We start from the raw sequence: 20871 nt of genomic DNA on the forward strand, positions 1-20871 counted from the left end.
AGCGATGGATTCTCGGGCCACCGCCGTGCTGGCTGTCCCGTAAGCTCAGGAGGACGGGCAGCCTTCCACCGAATTTCGACCAATGGTACGCGCCAAACTCAGCAACCGTCGGCATGCCGGGTTATCGTTTCGGGCGGACCAGACCACGCTGAACGGCAAAACTTCACCCGCCAGTTGCCGATAGGTGATGCCGGGAAACTGCGCGACAGTCGTGGCTTCGCTCGTCAGCGTGAGGCCGCGACCTACGGCAACCAGCGAGAGGATATTGTCGCGTCCAACGTGTTGGGGGTGAATTTCAGGATGGCTGCCGAGGCTTGCAAGGTGTGCAACCAGGTAGTCGTGGATTTCCTGGCCCGGGGCAACATCGCTCACGATGAAGCGCTCGGACACCAGGTCCGGCCATCCGAGTTCAATTTTGTTTGCCAGGGGATGATCGTCAGGCAACACGACGAAGACCCTCTCGCACCACAGATGCTCGGTCTCACAGCCGTCCCAGGTCTTCGTGCCTGTTATAAAGGCGACGTCGAGAGTCAATGTCCGGACGGCAGCGACATGCTCCGCCGGATTTCCCTCTATGGGATCGACCCGGACTTTTGGATGGAGTTTGCCGAACTGCCGCAGCAGGTCGAACAGGAAGCCGGACGCAAGCGACGAGAAGACACCGACCCGGACGTGTCCCTCCTCCGAGCGGCCGACCGCAGCTACATCACTCGCGCCGGCGTCGATATGCCGGAGCGCCTTTCGCGCCGGACCCAGAAACCTCTGGCCCGCGAGCGTCAAGCGAACTCCTCCCGCGTGACGCTGAAACAACGACGCGCCAAGCTCATCTTCCATGTCCCGAATGCGGCGGCTGATGGCCGATTCTTCGATTTCGAGTTCTCGGCCCGCTTTGCGGAAGCTGCCGTGCTCTGCCGCCGCCACGAAATAACGGAGATGTTGGAGCTTGATGCGGCTGCGCGGCAGCTCAGGTATCAGGATTTCATCTGGAGCGTTGTCGCTCGGACGCGGAACGATATTTTCCGCCCCGTCCACGATCACAGGTTCCCGTCTGCCCGAGAGCTGCGGCCAATGCCATCCATCGGCCAGGATAGTCGCGCCCTACCCTCGAAGCCGCTTGATGCTCCTGCCGCGCGGATTTCCCTGCGTCGTGTCGTCATATTTCGCCCACGCAAGAAACTTAACAATATTCAGTTAGCGGTATCGTGCAGATTGACATTGCCAACGTCAACGGAAAATGAATGTCATTAAGTTAAGTGTCTGCCAGCATCCCGCCAGCAGGAGAGCGGCAAGTGTGCCAGCCAAAGCGATGACACCGAGTACCGTGGCAAACGACCTAGCGCTGAGCAATGTCAGGTCACACCGGGGGCGGCACTGATGCCCCGCCCGAAAAAGGATGCGGCCCTCGATATTTCCCGGAAAGCAGTCGAGGAGACCATCCGGCTCCTCGGCGAGAGGGACGATTTCGATGTGCCGCTGGCGGCGGTCGCCGAGGCGGTCGGCTGTACCGCACCCGCTCTCTATGGGCATTTCCGCAACAAGGACGCGTTGCTGCGTGCGGTCCACGATGCCGGTTTCAAGCGGCTCTATGAAGAGAAGCGGGCGCGGGCCAAGCACTTCAAGGCAGAACCCCCCGCCTATCTCCGCGCGTGCAGCCATACCTATGCCCAGTTCGCGTTCGACAATCCGACCCTGTACCGCCTCATGTTTTCCCCGCCGCCGAGCCTCGCAGCGGACCAGGGGCCGCTCTCGACGGATCTCGGCCGGTCGGTGCTGGAGTTGGTGGTGAAGGCCATTCGCGCCTGCCAGAAACAGGGCCTGCTGCCGGGAGCGGACCCGAAGCGCTATGCTTTCACGTTCTGGGCCGCCGTTCACGGTGCAGTCTCTCTTGCGCTGCAAAACCGTGCCCCCGATGAAAAGATCAGGCAGGACGCTGCGCTCGTAGTGGTCGATACTCTCCTGGAGATCATCGCGGCCACTGGTCCCGATCGCAGGTAGTCCATGTCATAGCTGGCCGCCCGACCTGCTCCGCTTCTCCTTCGCGAAACCCCGGTCTGTGGCGATGAACCGCTCGAGCATCGGCACGATCAACTTGACCGGGTCTGTGGCGCGCTGACCGGACTCGCGCGCCAAGACCTCGGCATAGGCGACGAGATCTCGATGAAGCGGTCCGGGCAGTTCCACCGTCACCTTGACCGGTTTGTCCTCGACGATGGGTCCGAGTTTCAGCTTCGCCATGGTCAACTCCTGTAAGGTTCGAGAACGAGGTCGCGTGTGACGATCACCCTGACCGGGAAGCCCGGCCGGACGGTGAGCGTCGGCGCAACCTGCAATTGGCGCTGGATGATCTGCTGGCCGGCCTGATTGATGGTGTCCTGTGCCCCATCGCGGATGGCGCGGATCAGGCGATCCTCGTCGCTGGTGGCGAGCTCCGTCCCCACCGCAAGCAGCGTCGATAACCCCGCTGCCTTCATCAGATCCCACCAGTGGTAGTCGACGCCATCTTCAAGGCCGGCATAGCCGCTGGCGTCCGCTCCGGGCTGACGTTCCAGCACGATGGAGCGGCCATTGGGCAGGATCAGACGGTTCCAGACGAGCAGGACGCGTCGCTGGCCAAAGGTCACGCCGGCATCGTATTGCCCGATAATGCGGGTGCCTTGCGGGATGAGGAGCAGGCTCCCGGTCGGGCTGTCATAGACGTTCTCCGTGACCTGGGCGGTGATCTGTCCGGGCAGATCGGAACGGATGCCGGTGATCATCGCGGCCGGGATCACCGCCCCCGCCTGAAGGACGTAGGGCGACGGCGGCGCCACGATGCGATCGAGCGCAACGGTCTGGCGGTCCACAGGGCCGTTAAGGAAAGCCGTGTGCCGATCCTGTCCGGCCGTCGCGCCGGTTTGCGAGCCAAGGCCGAGACCGGCCAGACCTGGACCTCCGGTAGTAGTTGCCGTGCTCGGACCGGTCTGGAAGAAAACGCGGCTGAGGCGCGCCGCTTCTTCCTCCGCAAGCCGGCGCTGCTCCTCCGGGTCGGCGGCCGGCGCCGTCACGGCAGGCGGTGCGACCGGCTGCCCCCGGTTTTGCGCATCGAGGATCGGGCCGCCGAGATCGCCCGGCAAAGGAGGTCCAAGGACCGGGCCGGTATAGTCCCTCGGCAGGCCGGACAGGCCATCTGCCGTCGGCCGGTTCTCGGTTGAATAGAGCTCTTCGCCGCCCTGCCCCGCGTCCCGGGTCTGGAGCGCATAGATGAGCGCTCCGCCGATCCCGAGCAATGCAACGGCGCCGACACCAGCCAGCATCTTGCGGGAAAGCCGCGTCACGCGCGGCGGATCTGCGCGCAAGCGCATGGGTGCGGCCGTTGCCGCGCTCGTGGTTGTTGTGGTGGTTGCTTCCTCGGTCATGATGGGGCGCCTCCGGTCTCGCGGGCCGGCTGGGCGGCGGCCTGCCGCTGTTCGATCCGGACGATCCGGACAGTCTGTTGGCGCTCGCCACTTCCAAGGCGAAGCTCGGCTGCACCGAACAGGCGGTCGACGATCAGGATGTTCTGGTGGATACGGCTGTTGACGATCTGCGGCTCGCCATCCGAGCCGAGCACGAAGATCGGCGGCATCTCGCCCTGGACGATACCGCGCGGGAAAACGACGTAGACGCGCCGGCCATCGTCAAAGACCGAGATCGGCCGCCACGGCGGGCTGTCGCCGGTCAGGCCGTAGCGATAGTTGCGCGCCGCCTCGACCGGGATGACGGGTGCAGCCGGGGCCGACCGACGCTGCCCCGCCGGCGGCGCGGGATAGGCCCACGCGACGGCAGGCATGTAGAGCTCCTCGCGGGCGCGAAGCTCGATCATGTAGATGCGGCGATCGGTAGTGATGACCAGATTCGTCGAGATGTCCGGCCGCGTCGGCTTCACCAGCACATGAACACGCCGGTGCGCACCGCTTCCGCTCTCGGTATCACCGATGATCCATCGTGCGGTATCGCCCGCCGCGATCGGCCCGGCGCCAGTCAGGCCCTCACCCGGCTCCAGGGCGATATTGGTGATCTGCCCCGGCGACGCATAGACCTGATAGAGGGCGCCCTCGGACCACGGGTAAATCTGGATGGCGTTGTAATAGCCCTCGCGACGCGGTTCGACGCGGGCGGCGGCATTGGCGTTCTCCACCCGTCCCGCCGGCGTGCCTGCGGCTGCACCGCCCCGCGCCACGTTCCAGGAGGGGGGCGTGTGCAGCGGACGCGGCCGCTCATCTGTGACAGGTGCCTGTACGACGGGCAGCGGTGGCACGTCGGCATCGTAGCTGAACTGAGGAACCCGATTGGTGGCACATCCAGCCAGCGCCGTCGCGGCCAGCAAGGCCAAGATCGCGGGTTTGCGGAAAGCCGGAAAGCCGGACTTACGGATCGGCGTGCGGGTCATTGGCTCATCTCCCGCGACCAGTTGATGGCGTTGACGTAAATTCCGAGCGGATTGGCACGCAGCCGTTCGGCGTCGCGCGGCGTCTGGATCACGATGGTCAGGATCGCGGTCCAGCGCTCGGTGGTGGAGAGTTGGCCGTTCTCGTATTGGCGTTCGGTCCAGGCGACGCGGAAGGAATCGGGTGACGCCCGGATCACCGAGGAGACCTCAATCGCCACCTGCTGGCGACCAACGCGAGTGAAGGGGTCATTCGCACGGGCATAGTCGTTGAGCGCCGCCGCTCCCCGGTCGGTCGTCCATTCATAGGCGCGCAGCCAATTCTGGCGGACAATGATTGCGTCGGCCGGAATGGCCCGCACCTGCTCGATGAAGCGGCCGAGATGCCATGCGATCTGCGGGTCTGTCGGGCGATAGTCCGCGGTTGCGGGCGCTACAGTCTGCGCCTGACCGAGATTGTCCACCTGCACCACCCAGGGCACGATCGTCCCCTGCGCCGACTGCCAGACCAGGGCGGCGGCGAAGCCGGCCGAGAGGACCAGCGAGCCGAAGGCCATGTAACGCCAGTTTCTTGCCTGAACGCGAGCCGAGCCGATACGCTCGTCCCAGACTTGCGCGGCCTTCTGGTAAGGGGTCTCGGGTTCGGGTGTTTTGCCGTAATGTGTCGATGATCGTTTGAACAGATTCATGAGCGGTCGCTTTCGGAAAGATTGACGGAAGAGCCGGAGCCGTGGCTGTCGCCGGAGCGCACGGCATGGCCCGCCATGGTCGTGCCGTGGCCAAGCACCTGTCGGCGCTGCATCTGCTGCGCCCATGCCGGAGGACCGCCAGCGGAGGCCGAGGCCGATGCGGCGGCGGCATCGCCTGCGCCGCCGAGGGTGCCCATGGAAGATGACCCGCCTGTCGCGCCGAACCCGGCGCGAACACCATCTGAGAAACTGGACCTGACGCTCTCGTTTGCCCTGGAAGCGGCGCGTTTCAGCGGCGAGGCGGAGGCGGAACCGGATGCCCGGGCGACACCTCCAAGACCGGAGACGACACCTGCCGCACCGGACTGGCCCAGCGATCCGACGCTATAGGCGGCTGTGGCGCCTCCCGCGGCGGTCGCGCCACCACGGACGGCCGCGGCTCCTCCCGACAGGGCGGCCGCGCCTCCCCTTGCGGCCATGCCTGCGGCGGCGCCTCCCGCCAGCACCATGCCACCGGCGGCAAGGCCGGTGCCGACAGCCGAGCCGGCTCCGAGCTGCGGCCCGCCCGAGACAAGGCCCGAGGCGATACCGGGGCCGAAGATGCCGAGACCGAGAAGGGAGAGAGCGGCCAGCACGATCGCCATGGCATCGTCGATGGTCGGGGTCGCGCCGCCGAAACCGGCGGTGAACTGGGAAAACAGCGTCGAGCCGATGCCGATGATGACGGCGAGGACCAGCACCTTGATGCCGGAGGAGACGACGTTGCCGAGCACACGCTCGGCCATGAAGGCGGTCTTGCCGAAAAGGCCGAAGGGAATGAGGACGAACCCGGCAAGCGTCGTCAGCTTGAACTCGATCAGGGTGACGAAGAGCTGGATCGCAAGGATGAAGAAGGCGAGCAGCACCAGCGCCCAGGCGAACAGCAGGCAGGCGATCTGGATGAAATTCTCGAAGAAGGAAACGAAGCCCATCAGATCCGAGATCGCGTCGAGCAGCGGTCGGCCTGCATCGAGGCCTGTCTGCGCGACGCGGCCGGGGCGCATCAGATCGGCAGCGGAAAAACTGGTTCCGGAGGCTTGCAGGCCGAGTCCCGCAAAGCTGTCGAAAACGATCTTCGCGAGATTGTTCCAGTTGCCGATCAGGTAGGCGAAGACACCAACGAAGAGGGTCTTCTTCACCAGCCTGGCGATGATGTCGTCGTCGGCACCCCAGCTCCAGAATAGAGCCGCGAGCGTCACATCGATGACGATCAGGGTGGTCGCGATGAAGGCGACTTCGCCGCCGAGCAAGCCGAAGCCGCTGTCGATATAGCTCGTGAAGACGCCGAGAAAATTGTCGATGACCCCCATCCCGCCCACGGCTCATCGCTCCCCTTCGACTGCTGGGGCGGCGGGCGCCGGAGAACGGCCAAGGAAGCGGTCGCGGGACTCTGCCCAGGCCGAAAGACACTCGGCATCGCTGGTGGCGGCTTCTCCGAGTCGCTGGCATCGCCGAAGCGTCAGGCGCAGAGGATCCGCCTCGGGCTGGAGCTCCGGCGCGGACCTCACCCGCGCCGGTTCCTCTTCCCGGGTCATCTCGATCACCGTGGCGGTGATCGCTATGGCGATGAATATGATCACCCCGATCCGGGCCAGCATTTTCCCATCCATGGGACCCCCTCCCGGGATCAGTTGCCGCTGTTGAACATCTGCGCGTTGCCCGGCTGATAGCCCGAGCCAGGTGTCAGAAAGCGCTCGCGCTGGATGCGGCCTTGTTCGGCGGCTGTCGCCCGGTCGGCCTCGAGCATGGCTGTGGCGCGGCCATTGGCGGAGATCACCGCGATGAGGTCCGAAAGCTGTTGGGATTGCAGTGCGAGAAGCTGGTTGCCCGCCTGCGTCGCTTGCAGCGCACCGACCGCATTTTGGCTCTGATCGACCAGCGCAGACATCGCGCTGCGATTGCTGTCGATATTGCCGACCACGCCGGCCTGCACGCGCATGGCGTCCTGCAACCCGCCAACGGTGTTTTCCCAGCGCGAACGGGCATCGGCGATCAGCTGCGCGTCGGTGGCCGAGATCGAGAGCTTGCCGTAGTCCTGCTGGAACATCCGGTCGATCTGCTGGACGTCGAAGGCGATGCTCTGGGCCTGGCTCAAGAGCTGCTGGGTGCGCTGGATGTTTTGCTGAAGCTGCTGGAGCGAGGAAAACGGCAGGCTCGAGAGATTGCGGGCCTGGTTGATGAGCATCTGCGCTTCGTTCTGAAGCTGGGCGATCTGATTGTTGATCTGCTCCAGGGATCGGGCGGCTGTCAGCAGGTTTTCGGCATGATTGGTCGGATCATAGACGATGCGGCCGAACCCGCCGAAAAAGGCGTGTGCGGGTGTGGTGAGCACCGGCGCAAGCGGCGTCGCAAGCGCCAGGGCGAGCAGCGAGACACGCGTGAAACGGTGCAATTTGGGAAAGGTCACAGGTCGATCTCCTCTTGGCTGAACTCTTCATCGATTGAGAATTCGTCTTGGGGCCCGGCTTGGCTCGAGATGCCTATTGCCGGCTCATCCTCCGGGCCCGAAGGCGGCTGCGGGACGAGATTGGGGAGGCCGGGGATCAGGTCGGCGGCCCAGTCCACGCCGCGATGGCGCAGCCAGGCGGCAAGGAAGCCGTCGGCCCCATGCTCGGCGTGGACGCGCTCGATGGCGGCCTGATCGGATTTGGAAGACGCGGCGCAGAGCGCGAGTCCGACTTCGCTGAGGCCCAGCTCGAACAGCCGGTTGCCGCGTCGCGACTGGCAGTAATAGTCCCGCTTGGGTGTCGCCCGTGCGAGGATCTCGATCTGGCGATCGTTGAGACCGAAGCGGCGATAGATGGCCGTGATCTGCGGCTCTATCGCGCGCTCGTTCGGCAGCAAGAGCCGCGTCGGGCAGCTCTCGATGATGGCGGGCGCGATCGCGCTGCCATCAATGTCCGACAGGCTCTGCGTGGCGAAAATGACCGAGGCGTTCTTCTTGCGGAGCGTTTTCAGCCATTCGCGGAGCTGGCCGGAGAAACCGTCATCGTCGAGGGCGAGCCAGCCCTCGTCGATGATGAGCAGCGTCGGGCGGCCATCGAGCCGGTCGCCAATCCGATGGAACAGGTAGGACAGGACCGCAGGCGCCGCTCCGGTTCCGACGAGCCCTTCGATCTCGAATGCCTGCACGTCGGCGGAGCCGAGGTGCTCGGTCTCGGCGTCAAGAAGCCGGCCATAGGGACCGCCAACACAATAGGGTCGCAGCGCCTGTTTGAGGTCATTGGATTGCAGCAGCACGGCGAGGCCGGTGATGGTGCGTTCGCCGGGGGGCGCGGACGCGAGCGAGGACAGCGCCGTCCAGATGTGCTCCTTCACCTCCGGTGTGACGGCGACACCCTCGCGCGCCAGGATCGCGCCGATCCAGTCGGCAGCCCAGGAGCGCTCATAGGCATCGTCGATGCGGGAGAGCGGTTGCAGCGACACCGAGGCGTCCGACCCGTCGGTCAATCCGCCGCCCAGATCGTGCCAGTTCCCACCCATGGCGAGCGCCGCGGCTCGGATGGATCCGCCGAAGTCGAAGGCGAAGACCTGGGCTTTCGCGTAACGGCGGAACTGGAGCGCCATCAGCGCCAGCAACACCGATTTGCCCGCGCCGGTCGGGCCGACGACGAGCGTGTGGCCGACATCCCCGATATGGAGGGAAAGCCGGAACGGCGTACTTCCCTCGGTCTTGCCATAGAGCAAGGGGGGCGCACCGAGATGGTCGTTCCGTTCCGGCCCTGCCCACACGGCACTCAGAGGGATCATGTGGGCAAGATTGAGCGTCGAGATCGGCGGCTGCCGGACATTGGCATAGGCATGACCGGGTAGAGAGCCGAGCCAGGCATCGACCGCGTTGACGGTCTCGGCCATTGCCGTGAAGTCGCGGCCCTGAATGACCTTCTCGGCGAGCCGCAGCTTTTCGTCGGCGATGCGCGGATCGGCATCCCAGACCGTGATGGTGGCCGTGACATAGGCCATGCCCGCCATGTCCTGCCCAAGTTCCTGGAGGGCCATATCGGCGTCGGCGGCCTTGTTGGCCGCATCGGTGTCGACCAGTGCGGACTGCTCGTTGGTCATCACCTCCTTGACGATCGCGGCGATCGACTTGCGCTTGGCGAACCATTGCCGGCGGATTCTGGTGAGCAGCCTTGTCGCTTCGAGCTTGTCGAGGAGGATCGCCCGCGTGCTCCAGCGATAGGGAAATGCCAGCCGGTTCATTTCTTCCAGCAGGCCGGGCGTCGTGGCCGTGGGAAAGCCGATGATGGTGAGGACACGCAGATGCTGATCTCCGAGGCGCGGCTCCAGCCCGCCGGTCAGCGGCTGGTCGGCAAGCAACGCATCGAGATGCATCGGCACCTCCGGCACGCGCACGCGATGCCGGTTGGTCGAGATCGTCGAGTGGAGATAGGTGAGCGTCTCCGGGTCGTCGAGCCAACGGCATTCAGGCATGAAGCCGTCGAGCAGGGCCAGAACGCGGTCGGTGCGATCCACGAAACCGCGCAGCAACTCCCAGGGATTCACGCCCGATTGCGCGCGGCCCTCATAGAGCCAGGTCTCGGCACGCGCGGAATCCTCGGCCGGCGGCAGCCAGAGGAAGGTCAGGAAATAGCCCGACACGAAATGCGCGCCGGCCTCCTCGAATGCCGCCTTGCGCTCGGCGTCGACCAAGGCCGATGCCGGGTCGGGAAACAGGCTTTCGGGATAGGTCGCGGCCTCGCTGCGCTGCGCCTCGACAAAGATCGACCAGCCGGAGCCGAGACGGCGCAGCGCATTGTTGATGCGGCCAGCCACGGCGACCAGTTCGGCGGCGACCGACGAATCCAGATCCGGCCCGCGAAACTTCGCCGTCCTCTGGAAGCTGCCATCCTTGTTTAGCACCACGCCGGAGCCGGCCAATGCGGCCCAAGGCAGATAGTCGGCCATGCGAGTGGCTGTCCGGCGGTATTCGGCCAGGTTCATCATCGCCGCGCCCTCACACCGCCAGGAAAGCCGGGATACGCAGATGCCGGCGGCCGACTTCGACGAAGAGCGGGTCGCGTTTTGCCGCCCAAACCGCCACGAAATGCCCGACGGCCCAGATCGCCAGACCGACCAGCCAAAGGCGCAGGCCGAGGCCCACGGCCCCGGCGAGCGTTCCATTCAGGATCGCAATGGATCGTGGCGCGCCGCCCAGCAGGATGTGTTCGGTCAGCGCCCGGTGAACCGGGACGGTGAAGCCCGGCACGGCATCGAGCTGTTCGAGAACGGCCGCCATCAGATGAGCGCCCCGCCGCCGAACGAGAAGAAGGACAGAAAGAAGCTCGATGCCGCAAAGGCGATGGAGATGCCGAAGACGATCTGGATCAGCCGGCGAAAGCCGCCAGAGGTGTCGCCAAAGGCCAGCGTCAGGCCGGTCACGATGATAATGATGACGGCGATGATCTTCGCGACCGGTCCCTCGATCGATTCGAGAATGCTCTGGAGCGGCGCCTCCCAGGGCATGGATGACCCGGACGCATGAGCGGCCGGGGCCATGAACAGGCTGACATAGGTGACGGCCGCGGCTGTCGCGACGTGACGGCGCATGCGCAAGGCGTGACGGATCATTCGGACTTCCCTTCTGAACTGATTGCGGGGGTGATGCGGTAGTCGCCGTCAGGGCTGAGCCCTTCGACGCGCGCGAGTTCGACAAGCCTTCGCGCGGACCCGCGTCCGGCGAGGACCGCGACCAGGTCGATCGTCTCGGCGATCAGGGCGCGCGGCACGGTGATGACGGCTTCCTGGATAAGTTGTTCGAGGCGGCGCAGAGCGCCGATGCCGGAGCCGGCATGGATCGTGCCGATGCCGCCCGGATGTCCCGTCCCCCAGGCCTTGAGCAGGTCGAGCGCCTCGGCGCCACGCACCTCGCCTACGGGGATGCGATCCGGGCGAAGCCGCAGAGAGGAACGGACGAGGTCAGAGAGAGTCGCCACGCCATCTTTCGTGCGCATAGCGACGAGGTTGGGCGCGGCGCATTGCAACTCGCGCGTATCCTCGATGATGACGACGCGGTCCGAGCTGTTGGACACCTCGGCAAGCAGGGCATTGGTCAGGGTCGTCTTGCCGGTCGAGGTGCCGCCCGCGACGAGAATATTGGCGCGCGTCGCCACCGCCTCACGCAATGTCGCGCCCTGCTCGGCCGTCATGATGCCTGCGGCGACATAGTCGTCGAGCGTGAACACCGCGACCGCTGGCTTGCGGATGGCGAAGGCGGGCGCGGCGACGACAGGCGGCAGCAGGCCTTCGAAGCGTTCGCCGGTCTCCGGTAGTTCGGCCGAAACCCGCGGCGCCCCGGCATGCACTTCGGCGCCGACATGATGGGCGACGAGCCGCACGATGCGTTCACCATCGGCTGCGGGCAGAATCTCCCCCGTATCGGCCAGGCCCTCGGACAGCCGGTCCACCCAGATGCGGCCATCGGGATTGAGCATGACCTCGACGACCGCGGGGTCGTCCAGAAAGCGGGCGATGGCGGCTCCGAGCGCCGTGCGCAGCATGCGCGAACTGCGCGCGCGTCCTTCTGGGTTGTTATGTGAAGCCGCCATCTTGTCCCCGTTCTGGCCGGGAACAATTCGGTCCTGCCCCGACGGGGACGATTAAAAGAACCCGAATTCGGGTGGATTCAACAACTGTCTTTCGGAGTAGTACTGTAGCGTGCAAATACAGGAAATCGGCGGGATTGCCCGGCACCGTCGGCATGCTGCACGACCTCTATCATGGCTCCGATCGCGCGGGGCTGATATCCTCGCTGATCTCCTGCCGGAGTTGCGGGCCTGCCGCCAGGCGGCGCCCGAGCGCGCCGACGAAAGCTTCATAGCGTTCGCTCGCTTTCGCCCGCGCCGCCTGGGCCGCAGGCTCGGGCAGCGCCGGAGTGCTGGTGAGCCAGAAGCGCACGAAAACCGCCAGGGTTTCCACGGAGATCCCGACATCGCGCTCCAGCCTTGAAACGCGCCGATCGATCTGGTCGAGCCGCTTGACGATGGCCGCTTCACGACGTTCGTCGGCATCCGGCGACAGAAAGGACGCGATCGCGGCTTCCGCGATCATCGATCGGGACTGACCACGGCGCGCAGCGAAGTCCGCCAACATCGTCATGATCTCGGGGTCGAGATAGACGGAGACCGGAGATTTCTTCTTGCGTGCGGTCATGGCAATCAGAGGTCCATCCCGTCACCGGGATCCATGCTCACCTGACGCGCCACGTTCAGCCCCATCACCTGCGTGAGGCGCCGGCTGCGGGTTGCATCGTCCTCACCGTCCTCATCAGGCGGATCAAACTCGTTCTCGATCGGCTTCCTCTTCTCGATCGGATTGGCATGCCTCAACTCCGGCTGATGCCGGCGCTCGGAGCCGGTCGGATCTTCATCCGGATCGCCGGATGTCGTCGTGGTCGTGTCGAACAGCGGACGCTGCGGCACCGGCAAGGCGCTCCAGTCGTCGGACTGTGGCTTGCCGGATCGGACCGATTCCGGGGGCGCGAGGATGCGCTCCTTGAAGCGCACATCCTCGAAATAACGGGCCTTCTTCGCGCGGATCGGCGGGGTGCCTGCCACCATGACGATCTCGTCGGATGGCGGAAGCTGCATGATTTCGCCGGGCGTGAGCAACTGGCGGGCCGTCTCGGATCGCGAGACCATCAGGTGCCCGAGCCAGGGCGAAAGCCTGTGGCCGGCATAGTTCTTCATTGCCTTCATTTCGGTTGCCGTGCCGAGCGCATCGGACACGCGCTTGGCCGTTCGCTCGTCGTTGGTGGCGAAGCTCACGCGCACATGGCAATTGTCGAGGATCGAATTGTTCGGGCCGTAGGCTTTCTCGATCTGGTTCAGAGACTGGGCGATCAGGAAGCTCTTGAGACCGTAGCCTGCCATGAAGGCCAGGGCGCTCTCGAAGAAGTCCAGCCGACCGAGAGCCGGAAATTCGTCAAGCATGAGCAGGAGCCGATGCCGCCCCGCCTTGGTCTGCAAATCTTCGGTCAGGCGACGCCCGACCTGATTGAGGATGAGGCGGACAAGGGGCTTGGTCCGATTGATGTCAGACGGTGGCACGACGAGATAGAGCGTCGTGGGCATTTCGCCCGCCACCAGGTCGGCAATACGCCAGTCGCAGCGGCGCGTCACCTCGGCGACGACGGGATCGCGGTAGAGACCGAGGAACGACATGGCGGTGGAGAGCACGCCCGAGCGCTCATTGTCAGATTTGTTCAGAAGTTCGCGCGCCGCGCTGGCGATGACCGGGTGCGGGCCGGCTTCCCCCAGATGCGCGGTCTTCATCATCGCATCGAGTGTCGCTTCGATCGTACGCCTTGGGTCGGAGAGGAACGAGGCCACGCCAGCGAGGGTCTTGTCGGGTTCGGCGTAGAGGACATGCAGGATGGCCCCGACCAACAAGGCATGACTGGTCTTCTCCCAGTGATTGCGCCGCTCAAGACTGCCTTCCGGATCGACCAGGATATCGGCGATGTTCTGGACGTCGCGGACCTCCCATTCACCGCGGCGAACCTCGAGCAGCGGATTATAGGCCGACGAATCCGGATTGGTCGGATCGAACAGAAGCACCCTGCCGTGCCGGGCGCGAAAGCCCGCGGTGAGCTGCCAGTTCTCGCCCTTGATGTCATGGACGATTGCCGACCCTGGCCAGGTCAGGAGCGTGGGCACCACTAGGCCGACACCTTTGCCAGACCGTGTCGGCGCGAAACACAGGACATGCTCCGGTCCGTCGTGACGAAGATAGGCACGATCGAAGCGCCCAAGTACGACGCCATCGGGATCGAGGAGTCCCGCGGCCCTGACCTCATCGGGTCGCGCCCATCGGGCGGAACCATAGGTCTCCGCGTTCTTTGCCTCCCGCGCTCGCCAGACCGACATGAGAATCGCGACGGCAATGGCGATGAATCCGCCCGATGCCGCGATCATTCCACCCGTGGCGAAAATGCCCGGCGCATAGGCTTCATAGAAATACCACCACCAGAAGATCGCGGGCGGATAATAGACCGGCCAACCGCCGACCCGGAACCATGGCGACCCTAGCTGCACCTGAAACCCGAGCTCCCATGCCACGTATTGTGTCGCCGTCCATGTCGTGACGAGGACGATCAGAAAGACGGTGATGATCTGGCCCCAGAGGATTCTCGTCGCGGACATGGTGGTTCCTTCCTTTGATTGTCAGAGCCCGAGGCCCCGTTTGCGACCGAAGCTCCAGTCGATGCCGCCGTCGCCCCGCGCGACGCCCGAGACGTGGCGGCCGAGATTCTTCTCGAGCGAAGGGGACCAGGGCACGAGCTGGAAGCCGAGGCCGTCGTCGATCATGGCGAAGCGGCCTGAGGCCAGCGCCAGTCGCTGCCGGTAGGTGCCGGAGACATAGTCGCCGCCGGCGGCCCGGTTGAACGGCAGGCCAGTCTCGGTCGCCAGCTTGCCGCCGAGCGCGTCGAGTTCGCGCCGCCGTAGCGTGTCGATCAGGTTGCGGTTGAAGACGATGCGTCGCCCCTGACGCTCCGCCAGCCCTTCCTGCAGAAGGCGCTCGGCGCGGCGATCCATCGCTTCGCGAACCTCGGCGCCGAAGCCACCGGAGGAAACATCGATCCGCTCGCGCGCGACGGCCTGGCGGTCCAGCCAGGTCGCGCCGGACGCCGAAATCTGGGCTTGCAGATCGAGATCGGAACGCACGGCGATCGCCACGCGGCGCTGCCCCCTGGCATTGTCGAAGCTGCGAAGCTCGACGATCGATCCGGGAGCGCTGTCGCCCGCGGCATCGAGATCGGGCAGCTTGATGTGGTGGGTCCGGCCATCAACGCCGTCGACCACCGCATAGGCGGTCCCCTTCAGCTCGTCATCGAGCCCACGCTCGACCAGCCGGCCGATGACCGGCGCGTCGACACTCTCGGCGGCAAGCACATAGCCTGCGGCGCCACGCTCGATCCCCTTCTCGGTCAGAGCCCGGTGCATGCGCTTGATGATGTCGCCGCGCTCTCCCAATTGGCGCAGCGTTGCCTCGGCATCGTGGCTGATCGACCATTGTCCGGGGCCGACCTGCTCGGCGAGGCCGAGCGTTTCCAGCTTCCGGAGCCGTCCGATTTTGAGGGCCTGGTATTCATCTGGCTGACGGTCGGGATGCGGCGCCAGGTCGATCACACCGGCATCGTGGGCGTCGCGAACCAACTGGCGGTCAAGCTGGGTCCAGCGCTCCGCCTCGATCTGGCGTTCGAGGGCGCGCCGGATGTCGTGATCGGTGCGCGGCCCCAGTTCCATGGTGATGAGATCGCGCGCCCGGTCGCGCATCCCCTCCTTGATGTAGTCGCGCGAGATCACGAGGTCCTGTCCGTCGTCGCGGACCCCACGCACGATCAAATGGACATGGGGATGCTCGGTGTTCCAGTGATCGACGGCCACCCAATCGAGACGCGTGCCGAGGTCCTTTTCCATCTGCCCGACGAGATCGCGCGTGAAGGATTTGAGATCCGACATCTCGAGCGCGTCGTCGGGCGAGACGATGAAGCGGAAATGATGCCGGTCATCGCCGCAGCGCTCGGCGAAGGCCCGCCCTTCGGCGGCCTCCGTCTCCGGCCCGAACAGACGCGCCTTCTCCCCGTCCCGGGTCACGCCCTCGCGGCTGAGGTAATCGAGATGCGTGCCCAGCGGCGCGGCGCGCCCGGAGTGGCGCACGACGCGCGCCTTGACCACGGCTCCCCGTGACCGCGCGGTGATGAAACGATTGGCCTGGATGCTGGCCCGCTGTCCGTGCCCAAAGCGCGAGCGGTTCCCGGAGGTGACGCGGCCAGAACGCGACACCGTTCCCCCGGCCTTCTTGGCCGCCGCGAGTGCCTGGGCGATGAACGGGCGCACATGCTGTGCCCGTGTCGAGCGGATGCGGCCAGGGCGGATGCGGAACTCGCGCTCACCGGCCATGACCCTGCCCCGCAATGTGCGAAAAGCCGAGCAATTCCGGGCAGATGAGCAGTTCCGGCACATTGCGCTGGGACACCGCAATGTGTGAAATGCGCTGGAAAACCCAATAAAAACAACCGACCGTCCGGCCCGCAATGCGCGGCCTTTTATCCTGCCATCGTCCGGTCGTGGTGCCCGCACCCGACCCCTTCGCCCTCAATGGTGCGCAAAAGCTCGCCAGAGCACGATGGTGCGTTCGGCCGGTCATGGCGCATCACCCGTGGCTTGAGCGCCAAGGAAAATGCCTTCCGCAGCGCCCTGATCCGCTCCCGGAACGAGAGCGCGGGTGCTTTGCGGCTGCGTATCGGGCGCAGTATCGCGGTTCCCCGCCCGCGCCACGAAGAGCGGCGCTTCGCGCCAATCGGTCGGCGGTGCGGGCGTGACAGAAGCCGTACCGGAGAGCGCATCCGCGCCCAAGATCGGCGCGAGGGTCGCGACATAGGCGCGTGTCTCTGCGGGCAGATTCCGACCGTCGGAGAGGTACTCGTCGTAACGGCCCGGTCCGGCATTGTAGGCGGCCAGCATGGCCGCGATATTGCCGTAGCGGTCGAACATCTCGCGCAGGTAAGCCGCGCCCGCGAGAATATTGTCGCGACGATCGAAAGGATCACGGCCGAGCCTGTGACGCAAGCGCAGCCCGGCCCAGGTGTCGGGCATGATCTGCATCAGGCCCATCGCTCCAGCCGATGACACCGCCCGTAGATCGCCCGCGCTTTCGACGCGCATCACCGCGCGGATCCAGTACTCCGGAATGCCGAAGCGGAGCGACGCTTCCGCGACATATTGGGCGTTCGGATCGCGCAGAACGGCCTGAGCGGCGGGTGCGGCAGGGACCTGCGCCAGGGTATCGGACGCGAAAGGTATCGACAGGCCGAGAAGGAGAAGTGAGGTGGTGCGCCGGGCAGCGCGAAGCCGCCCGAACGCATGACCCTGGCGACGCCGAAAGCGGTGTTTCGGCATCGCTTAGTCCTTTCCGTCGCGCTTGGGCGCGCGACTCCAGTGCAGCGACCACGACGTCGCGTCGGCGCCGTTCTGGAACAGGGCGGCGCGCATCGGATGCGGCAGGGCGGGATCGTCGATCAGCACCGAGAGATAGTCTCCGGCCTTCTCGCCGGTGCGCGACCAGGCGGCGCCGACCTCGGGGCCGCTTTCATCCGGGCCGAGGTGAACACGGTGATCGGGCGCGTTCTCGACTCCCGCGGCATCGACCACGACGATGGCGATCTCGCTGTCGAGCGTGAGGGTCTGGATGCGGCCGAAGAAGCCGGATTTCTGCCGGGTGAACTCACCGATTTGCGGCATGGGACGTTCCTTTCCTTTGCGGCGGAGTGGACCGGGAACGGGCGGCATGTCCGCTCCCGTGCAGGCGTTCACCGCGTTGACGCCTGCGGTTCGAGGCGGCCGTCGCCGTTCTCGTCGGTCCAGATCGGCACGACGCGCGCGGTGACGGATGCGAGGGGGAGCGGCCCGAAATAGCGGCCGTCCAGGCTGTCTTCGGTGTCCCAGTTCATTAGGAACACATCGCCATTGGCGATCACCCGGCAGCCCTGCCAGGAGGGCAGTTGGCGGCCCCGGCTGTCGCGTTCGCGGGCTTCGCCATAGGCGTGATCGTAAGCCATGATCTGCGCGCCCTTTCGGCACACTTGGGTGCCGGGAAGCGCCAGAACGCGCTTGATCAGGGGAACGCCGCGCGGGAGATAGGCGCGCGCGTCGAGGAAGCCCGCGAGATCGTCCGGCGGCATGACCGCGACAAGATCGCCGACCTCGAGCCGCCCCACAGGACGAACGGAATAGAGGCCGATCGGCGCGCTGGCCGACGCATTCCAGATGAAGCGGGGACCGTGCCCGGTCAAATGCGGCGCGACGATCAGCGCGCCCGCCGCCGCCATGGTCCAGACAATGGCGCGGCGGCTCATGGCTGGACGCTCCGCCGTTTCAGCCAGGCGCGGTGCTGCGTTGGCGAATAGGAACGCGGCCGTTCGCCGGCGGCGAGCCGATTGTGGACGTGCCGCCAGTGATCGGGCGAAACCTCCACCGCATCGATACCCACCGCTTCGATCGCGTCGATGATCTGAAGCATGCGCTCCACCTTGGGCCAGCCATGTGTGCGCAGGAGAAGAACGCCGCCGGGATCGACGAACGGCACGGTCTGATAGGCTTCACCCAGCTTCGGGGCGCACAGGATGTCGAGCCGGGACTCGATGGTGCCATGTTCGTTGGCAGCCCAGCGAACGAGCGCGAAACTGGAGCCTGGCCGGAAGGAGAGGACACGCCGGCGGCGGTCGAGGATCTCCTCACGCACAGCCATGCCGAACCTGATCCAGTGTTCGACCGACTTCTCGACCCAGACCAGCTCAACACGAGTGAACCGGTCGGCCATGTGCGCGGATCGAGCCTGACCGGATGTGGTGCTTGGGGTCATTCGCCATCTCCGCTGGTTGGGGGAAACTCCCGTGCGAGGAGCTCGCGCAGCATGTCGGCGACGGTCATGCCGCGCCGGAAGGCGGCGATCTTGATCCGCCCCCGCAACTCGGGCGTCACGTCGATGGTCAGCCGGGCGGTGTTCGTGGCCGCTTCGTCGCGTTTCGGGGGCGGTCCGGCCTTGATCCATTGTTCGGGATCGGCCGGCCGGGTCGCGAAGCCCTTCCTGTTTGCCCGGGCGCTCATGATGCGCTCCGGGGATTGCCGAGATGCGCGACCTCGGCCGCCAGCGCGGAGATTTCGCGCGCGGCCGCGCTCTCATGGTCGAGTTCCCGGACGATCCGTCCGGACTGCGCAGCGGCGGCGAATGCAATGCGCTGACCGATGCGACTGGCCAGGGCCGGTGGGTCATGATCCGCGAGCGCTTCAGCGGTATCGCGCGCCAGCACAGTGCGCGCCCCGCACCGGTTCAGGACGAAACGGGCCACCAGTTCCGGCCGGTAGATGCGCGCCTCCGAGATCAGCGCCAGCATTTCCGCAGACGCCCAGCCGTCGAAGGGCGACGGCTGCACCGGGATCAGCACCATGTCCGCTGCCAGCAGCGCCGAACGCATGAGTCCGGCCACAGGCGGCGGCCCATCGATGACGACGAGATCGGCATCCCTGGCAAGAGCGGGGGCTTCGCGATGCAGTGTGTCTCGGGCGAGACCGATCACGCTGAACAGGCGCGGCAGCCCCTCGCGAGCGCGCATCTCGGACCAATCGAGCGCCGAGCCTTGCGGGTCGGCGTCGATGAGGATGACCCGTCGTCCTTGCATGGCCCACTCGCCCGCAACGGCGAGCGCCAGCGTCGTCTTTCCGACGCCGCCCTTCTGATTGAGCAAGGCGAGGATCATGACGCGCCTCCCGAGCGATCGCCGGAAGACGTCTTGGGGGTGCGCTGACGGGCTGCGGGAGTGTCGGCGGAGGCGTTCCGATCCAGCGTCTGGTGCTTGTCGCCGGACGTTACTTTCAGCGCATTGCCGACCTTCACGATGAGCTTTTGCACATCGCGTCTGCGCTCTTCAAAGTTAGATTCTTCGTTAGACTCTAAGTTAAGGGCGCGATTTTCGACGCGATTTCCGTGCGTTACGCCCTGTTTGGGTTCCCGATAGCACGAGCCCCGGGTTCCCGATAGCACGATAGTCCGGGTTCCCGATGGCACGAGGCCATCCACAGGTTTTCCACAGGCTGGGCTGGGCTCGAAGGCCAGCAACATCCGGCCGCCGTATTCGATCTCGGTGAACAGCGTGTAGCCGGGGAGCGGCTGGCGCCGAATGATGTCGCGCAGATCGAAGGCGAAGCGCTTGAACGGCGACAGGCTGCCCGATTTCTGGTGAAGGTGGCGGAAGTCGAAGCGCCAGCCGTCCTTCTGCCGGCCGCCATGCTTGCGGACGAGACGGTAGAGCCAGCGTTCGAGACCGCCCGTCAAATCGAAATAGGCCCGGTCGATCGTGAGGATGAGCGCATCGTCGAGGACAGCCTGGTAGAACCAGTCCGGGACGATCATCTCGACGCCATCAGGTCGGCCGTTGCGGTTGGTCCGCTCCTGCCACTCGTTGATCCAGGAGAAGCGGTGGCGGCGTCCTTCAGCGGTCTGACGAAGCGTGGTCGAAATCGTGGTGGATTGCAGCCGGTCCAGTGCGGCCTTCAGGCGCCGATAATCTCGCAGGCTGGTGCCGCGGCCGATGAAGGTGAGAATCTCGTAGGGCGTCGCCATCATAAGCCGTGAGGTTCGCAGCCCGGCATCGCGTGCCTCCACGATCTGGCTCGCGGCCCAGATCAGGATGTCGGCGTCCCAGATGGTCGCCATTCCGTGATCGGGGACTGCCTCGACGCGGATCGAGACGGCTCCCGCGCTGAAGTCGATCGGCGCGACGCGATGAGACTTTGAGAGGGAGAAGAAGGGATAGGCCATGAGATCCTGCGCGTCTCGTGGCGCGAAATCTCCCGGAAGCGCTCTGAACAAGTCGAGCTGCCCGCGCTCCGACAGGGTTCGATGCCGTCCTGTCATCAGCGGGCGGTGCGAACCGCCCGCGGTGAGGCCGGCGGCGTCTGCCGCTTGGGCGGAACCAGCTGGCCGCGCGGATCGGTAGTGGAGGTCACCGCGCCGCGGTCGGCCCAGGCTTTGAGATCATCGACGGAATAGACGACGCGCCCGCCGAGCTTGTGATAGGCGGGACCAGTACCGTAGGTGCGGTGTTTCTCGAGTGTCCTGGCCGACAGGCTGAGAAATGCGGCCGCCTCTTTCGTCCGTAGGTAGCGCGGCGGCAGAACGGCGGGATCAGCGTGCATGGATCGAGCCTCCGTGGGGTTGCGGGACGCCGCAGAGGAC

At 65.6% G+C, this 20871-nt stretch carries 24 protein-coding genes; 1 reads left to right on the forward strand and 23 read right to left on the reverse strand.

Annotation, left to right across the window (positions count from 1 at the left end; translation table 11 throughout):
- Positions 1-45: 45 nt before the first annotated feature.
- Positions 46-978, reverse strand: coding sequence for a LysR family transcriptional regulator (locus tag E4P09_RS14865; protein WP_428977726.1), 933 nt, complete (start codon positions 976-978; stop codon positions 46-48).
- Between the two features lie 396 nt (positions 979-1374).
- Between E4P09_RS14865 and E4P09_RS14870 the strand changes: the two genes are divergently transcribed.
- Entirely contained in the window at positions 1375-1995 is a 621-nt protein-coding gene (locus tag E4P09_RS14870) for a TetR/AcrR family transcriptional regulator (RefSeq protein WP_137390429.1), read from the forward strand.
- A gap of 6 nt (positions 1996-2001) precedes the next feature.
- On the opposite strand, the gene E4P09_RS14875 is transcribed toward E4P09_RS14870, so the two are convergent.
- The 22 genes from E4P09_RS14875 to E4P09_RS14980 all read right to left on the reverse strand — a co-directional run bounded on the left by E4P09_RS14875 (position 2002) and on the right by E4P09_RS14980 (position 20831).
- Positions 2002-2235: a DUF2274 domain-containing protein gene (locus E4P09_RS14875; protein WP_114669213.1), complete on the reverse strand. Its 234-nt coding sequence runs from the start codon at positions 2233-2235 to the stop codon at positions 2002-2004.
- A 2-nt stretch (positions 2236-2237) separates the two neighbouring features.
- Positions 2238-3395 carry a TraB/TrbI/VirB10 family type IV secretion system protein gene (locus E4P09_RS14880; RefSeq protein ID WP_137390430.1) on the reverse strand — a complete coding sequence of 386 codons (1158 nt, stop codon included), beginning with the start codon at positions 3393-3395 and terminating at the stop codon, positions 2238-2240.
- Positions 3392-4408, reverse strand: a complete 1017-nt coding sequence (gene trbG, locus E4P09_RS14885) for a P-type conjugative transfer protein TrbG (RefSeq protein WP_137390431.1) — start codon at positions 4406-4408, stop codon at positions 3392-3394. The genes E4P09_RS14880 and trbG overlap by 4 nt, the downstream gene beginning before the upstream one ends.
- Entirely contained in the window at positions 4405-5094 is a 690-nt protein-coding gene (gene trbF, locus E4P09_RS14890; protein WP_137390432.1) for a conjugal transfer protein TrbF, read from the reverse strand. The genes trbG and trbF overlap by 4 nt, the downstream gene beginning before the upstream one ends.
- Positions 5091-6452, reverse strand: coding sequence for a P-type conjugative transfer protein TrbL (gene trbL / locus E4P09_RS14895; protein ID WP_137390433.1), 1362 nt, complete (start codon positions 6450-6452; stop codon positions 5091-5093). The genes trbF and trbL overlap by 4 nt, the downstream gene beginning before the upstream one ends.
- Before the next feature lie 3 nt (positions 6453-6455).
- Positions 6456-6743 (reverse strand): putative entry exclusion protein TrbK-alt, encoded by a 288-nt coding sequence (trbK-alt, locus tag E4P09_RS14900; protein ID WP_137390434.1) that lies wholly within the window; start codon positions 6741-6743, stop codon positions 6456-6458.
- Positions 6744-6760: 17 nt separating this feature from the next.
- Positions 6761-7540, reverse strand: coding sequence for a P-type conjugative transfer protein TrbJ (gene trbJ / locus E4P09_RS14905; protein ID WP_239025214.1), 780 nt, complete (start codon positions 7538-7540; stop codon positions 6761-6763).
- A complete protein-coding gene (trbE, locus tag E4P09_RS14910) occupies positions 7537-10080 on the reverse strand; it encodes a conjugal transfer protein TrbE (RefSeq protein ID WP_137390435.1) in 2544 nt (847 codons plus the stop codon). Before trbE ends, trbJ begins: the two co-directional genes overlap by 4 nt.
- 10 nt (positions 10081-10090) lie before the next feature.
- Complete coding sequence (locus tag E4P09_RS14915; protein WP_137390436.1) at positions 10091-10372, reverse strand: VirB3 family type IV secretion system protein; 282 nt, start codon at positions 10370-10372, stop codon at positions 10091-10093.
- Entirely contained in the window at positions 10372-10704 is a 333-nt protein-coding gene (locus tag E4P09_RS14920; protein ID WP_012112717.1) for a TrbC/VirB2 family type IV secretion system protein, read from the reverse strand. Before E4P09_RS14920 ends, E4P09_RS14915 begins: the two co-directional genes overlap by 1 nt.
- Positions 10701-11681 (reverse strand): P-type conjugative transfer ATPase TrbB, encoded by a 981-nt coding sequence (trbB, locus tag E4P09_RS14925; protein ID WP_137390437.1) that lies wholly within the window; start codon positions 11679-11681, stop codon positions 10701-10703. Before trbB ends, E4P09_RS14920 begins: the two co-directional genes overlap by 4 nt.
- A gap of 169 nt (positions 11682-11850) precedes the next feature.
- Complete coding sequence (locus E4P09_RS14930; protein ID WP_137390438.1) at positions 11851-12285, reverse strand: CopG family transcriptional regulator; 435 nt, start codon at positions 12283-12285, stop codon at positions 11851-11853.
- Positions 12286-12290: 5 nt separating this feature from the next.
- Positions 12291-14276: a conjugal transfer protein TraG gene (locus E4P09_RS14935; protein ID WP_137390439.1), complete on the reverse strand. Its 1986-nt coding sequence runs from the start codon at positions 14274-14276 to the stop codon at positions 12291-12293.
- Positions 14277-14297: 21 nt separating this feature from the next.
- Positions 14298-16037, reverse strand: a complete 1740-nt coding sequence (locus tag E4P09_RS14940; protein ID WP_137390440.1) for a relaxase/mobilization nuclease domain-containing protein — start codon at positions 16035-16037, stop codon at positions 14298-14300.
- A gap of 243 nt (positions 16038-16280) precedes the next feature.
- Positions 16281-17036, reverse strand: coding sequence for a lytic transglycosylase domain-containing protein (locus E4P09_RS14945; protein ID WP_137390441.1), 756 nt, complete (start codon positions 17034-17036; stop codon positions 16281-16283).
- 3 nt (positions 17037-17039) lie between these two features.
- Complete coding sequence (locus E4P09_RS14950) at positions 17040-17378, reverse strand: DUF736 domain-containing protein (RefSeq protein WP_170984454.1); 339 nt, start codon at positions 17376-17378, stop codon at positions 17040-17042.
- Between the two features lie 68 nt (positions 17379-17446).
- The gene (locus E4P09_RS14955) at positions 17447-17992 is read right to left on the reverse strand and encodes a S26 family signal peptidase (RefSeq protein WP_024846188.1); all 546 of its coding nucleotides are present in this window, start codon (positions 17990-17992) and stop codon (positions 17447-17449) included.
- The gene (locus E4P09_RS14960) at positions 17989-18498 is read right to left on the reverse strand and encodes a DUF2840 domain-containing protein (RefSeq protein ID WP_137390443.1); all 510 of its coding nucleotides are present in this window, start codon (positions 18496-18498) and stop codon (positions 17989-17991) included. Before E4P09_RS14960 ends, E4P09_RS14955 begins: the two co-directional genes overlap by 4 nt.
- The gene (locus E4P09_RS14965; protein WP_137390444.1) at positions 18495-18743 is read right to left on the reverse strand and encodes a ribbon-helix-helix protein; all 249 of its coding nucleotides are present in this window, start codon (positions 18741-18743) and stop codon (positions 18495-18497) included. The genes E4P09_RS14960 and E4P09_RS14965 overlap by 4 nt, the downstream gene beginning before the upstream one ends.
- On the reverse strand, positions 18740-19393 hold the full coding sequence (gene parA / locus E4P09_RS14970) for a ParA family partition ATPase (protein WP_137390445.1): 654 nt from the start codon (positions 19391-19393) through the stop codon (positions 18740-18742). Before parA ends, E4P09_RS14965 begins: the two co-directional genes overlap by 4 nt.
- Positions 19390-20550 (reverse strand): replication initiator protein A, encoded by a 1161-nt coding sequence (locus E4P09_RS14975; RefSeq protein WP_137390446.1) that lies wholly within the window; start codon positions 20548-20550, stop codon positions 19390-19392. The genes parA and E4P09_RS14975 overlap by 4 nt, the downstream gene beginning before the upstream one ends.
- On the reverse strand, positions 20550-20831 hold the full coding sequence (locus E4P09_RS14980) for a helix-turn-helix transcriptional regulator (RefSeq protein ID WP_137390447.1): 282 nt from the start codon (positions 20829-20831) through the stop codon (positions 20550-20552). The genes E4P09_RS14975 and E4P09_RS14980 overlap by 1 nt, the downstream gene beginning before the upstream one ends.
- Positions 20832-20871 lie beyond the last annotated feature (40 nt).

It is taken from the genome of Rhodoligotrophos defluvii, from assembly GCF_005281615.1.
GTDB classification, from domain to species: Bacteria; Pseudomonadota; Alphaproteobacteria; order Rhizobiales; family Im1; genus Rhodoligotrophos; species Rhodoligotrophos defluvii.

Coding starts and splice junctions, on each gene's coding strand:
- E4P09_RS14870 (WP_137390429.1), top strand. CDS start 1,375: ATGCCCCGCCCGAAAAAGGATGCGGCCCTCGATATTTCCCGGAAAGCA.
- E4P09_RS14875 (WP_114669213.1), bottom strand. CDS start 2,235: ATGGCGAAGCTGAAACTCGGACCCATCGTCGAGGACAAACCGGTCAAG.
- E4P09_RS14880 (WP_137390430.1), bottom strand. CDS start 3,395: ATGACCGAGGAAGCAACCACCACAACAACCACGAGCGCGGCAACGGCC.
- trbG (WP_137390431.1), bottom strand. CDS start 4,408: ATGACCCGCACGCCGATCCGTAAGTCCGGCTTTCCGGCTTTCCGCAAA.
- trbF (WP_137390432.1), bottom strand. CDS start 5,094: ATGAATCTGTTCAAACGATCATCGACACATTACGGCAAAACACCCGAA.
- trbK-alt (WP_137390434.1), bottom strand. CDS start 6,743: ATGGATGGGAAAATGCTGGCCCGGATCGGGGTGATCATATTCATCGCC.
- trbE (WP_137390435.1), bottom strand. CDS start 10,080: ATGATGAACCTGGCCGAATACCGCCGGACAGCCACTCGCATGGCCGAC.
- E4P09_RS14915 (WP_137390436.1), bottom strand. CDS start 10,372: ATGGCGGCCGTTCTCGAACAGCTCGATGCCGTGCCGGGCTTCACCGTC.
- E4P09_RS14920 (WP_012112717.1), bottom strand. CDS start 10,704: ATGATCCGTCACGCCTTGCGCATGCGCCGTCACGTCGCGACAGCCGCG.
- trbB (WP_137390437.1), bottom strand. CDS start 11,681: ATGGCGGCTTCACATAACAACCCAGAAGGACGCGCGCGCAGTTCGCGC.
- E4P09_RS14930 (WP_137390438.1), bottom strand. CDS start 12,285: ATGACCGCACGCAAGAAGAAATCTCCGGTCTCCGTCTATCTCGACCCC.
- E4P09_RS14935 (WP_137390439.1), bottom strand. CDS start 14,276: ATGTCCGCGACGAGAATCCTCTGGGGCCAGATCATCACCGTCTTTCTG.
- E4P09_RS14940 (WP_137390440.1), bottom strand. CDS start 16,037: ATGGCCGGTGAGCGCGAGTTCCGCATCCGCCCTGGCCGCATCCGCTCG.
- E4P09_RS14945 (WP_137390441.1), bottom strand. CDS start 17,036: ATGCCGAAACACCGCTTTCGGCGTCGCCAGGGTCATGCGTTCGGGCGG.
- E4P09_RS14950 (WP_170984454.1), bottom strand. CDS start 17,378: ATGCCGCAAATCGGTGAGTTCACCCGGCAGAAATCCGGCTTCTTCGGC.
- E4P09_RS14955 (WP_024846188.1), bottom strand. CDS start 17,992: ATGAGCCGCCGCGCCATTGTCTGGACCATGGCGGCGGCGGGCGCGCTG.
- E4P09_RS14960 (WP_137390443.1), bottom strand. CDS start 18,498: ATGACCCCAAGCACCACATCCGGTCAGGCTCGATCCGCGCACATGGCC.
- E4P09_RS14965 (WP_137390444.1), bottom strand. CDS start 18,743: ATGAGCGCCCGGGCAAACAGGAAGGGCTTCGCGACCCGGCCGGCCGAT.
- parA (WP_137390445.1), bottom strand. CDS start 19,393: ATGATCCTCGCCTTGCTCAATCAGAAGGGCGGCGTCGGAAAGACGACG.
- E4P09_RS14975 (WP_137390446.1), bottom strand. CDS start 20,550: ATGACAGGACGGCATCGAACCCTGTCGGAGCGCGGGCAGCTCGACTTG.
- E4P09_RS14980 (WP_137390447.1), bottom strand. CDS start 20,831: ATGCACGCTGATCCCGCCGTTCTGCCGCCGCGCTACCTACGGACGAAA.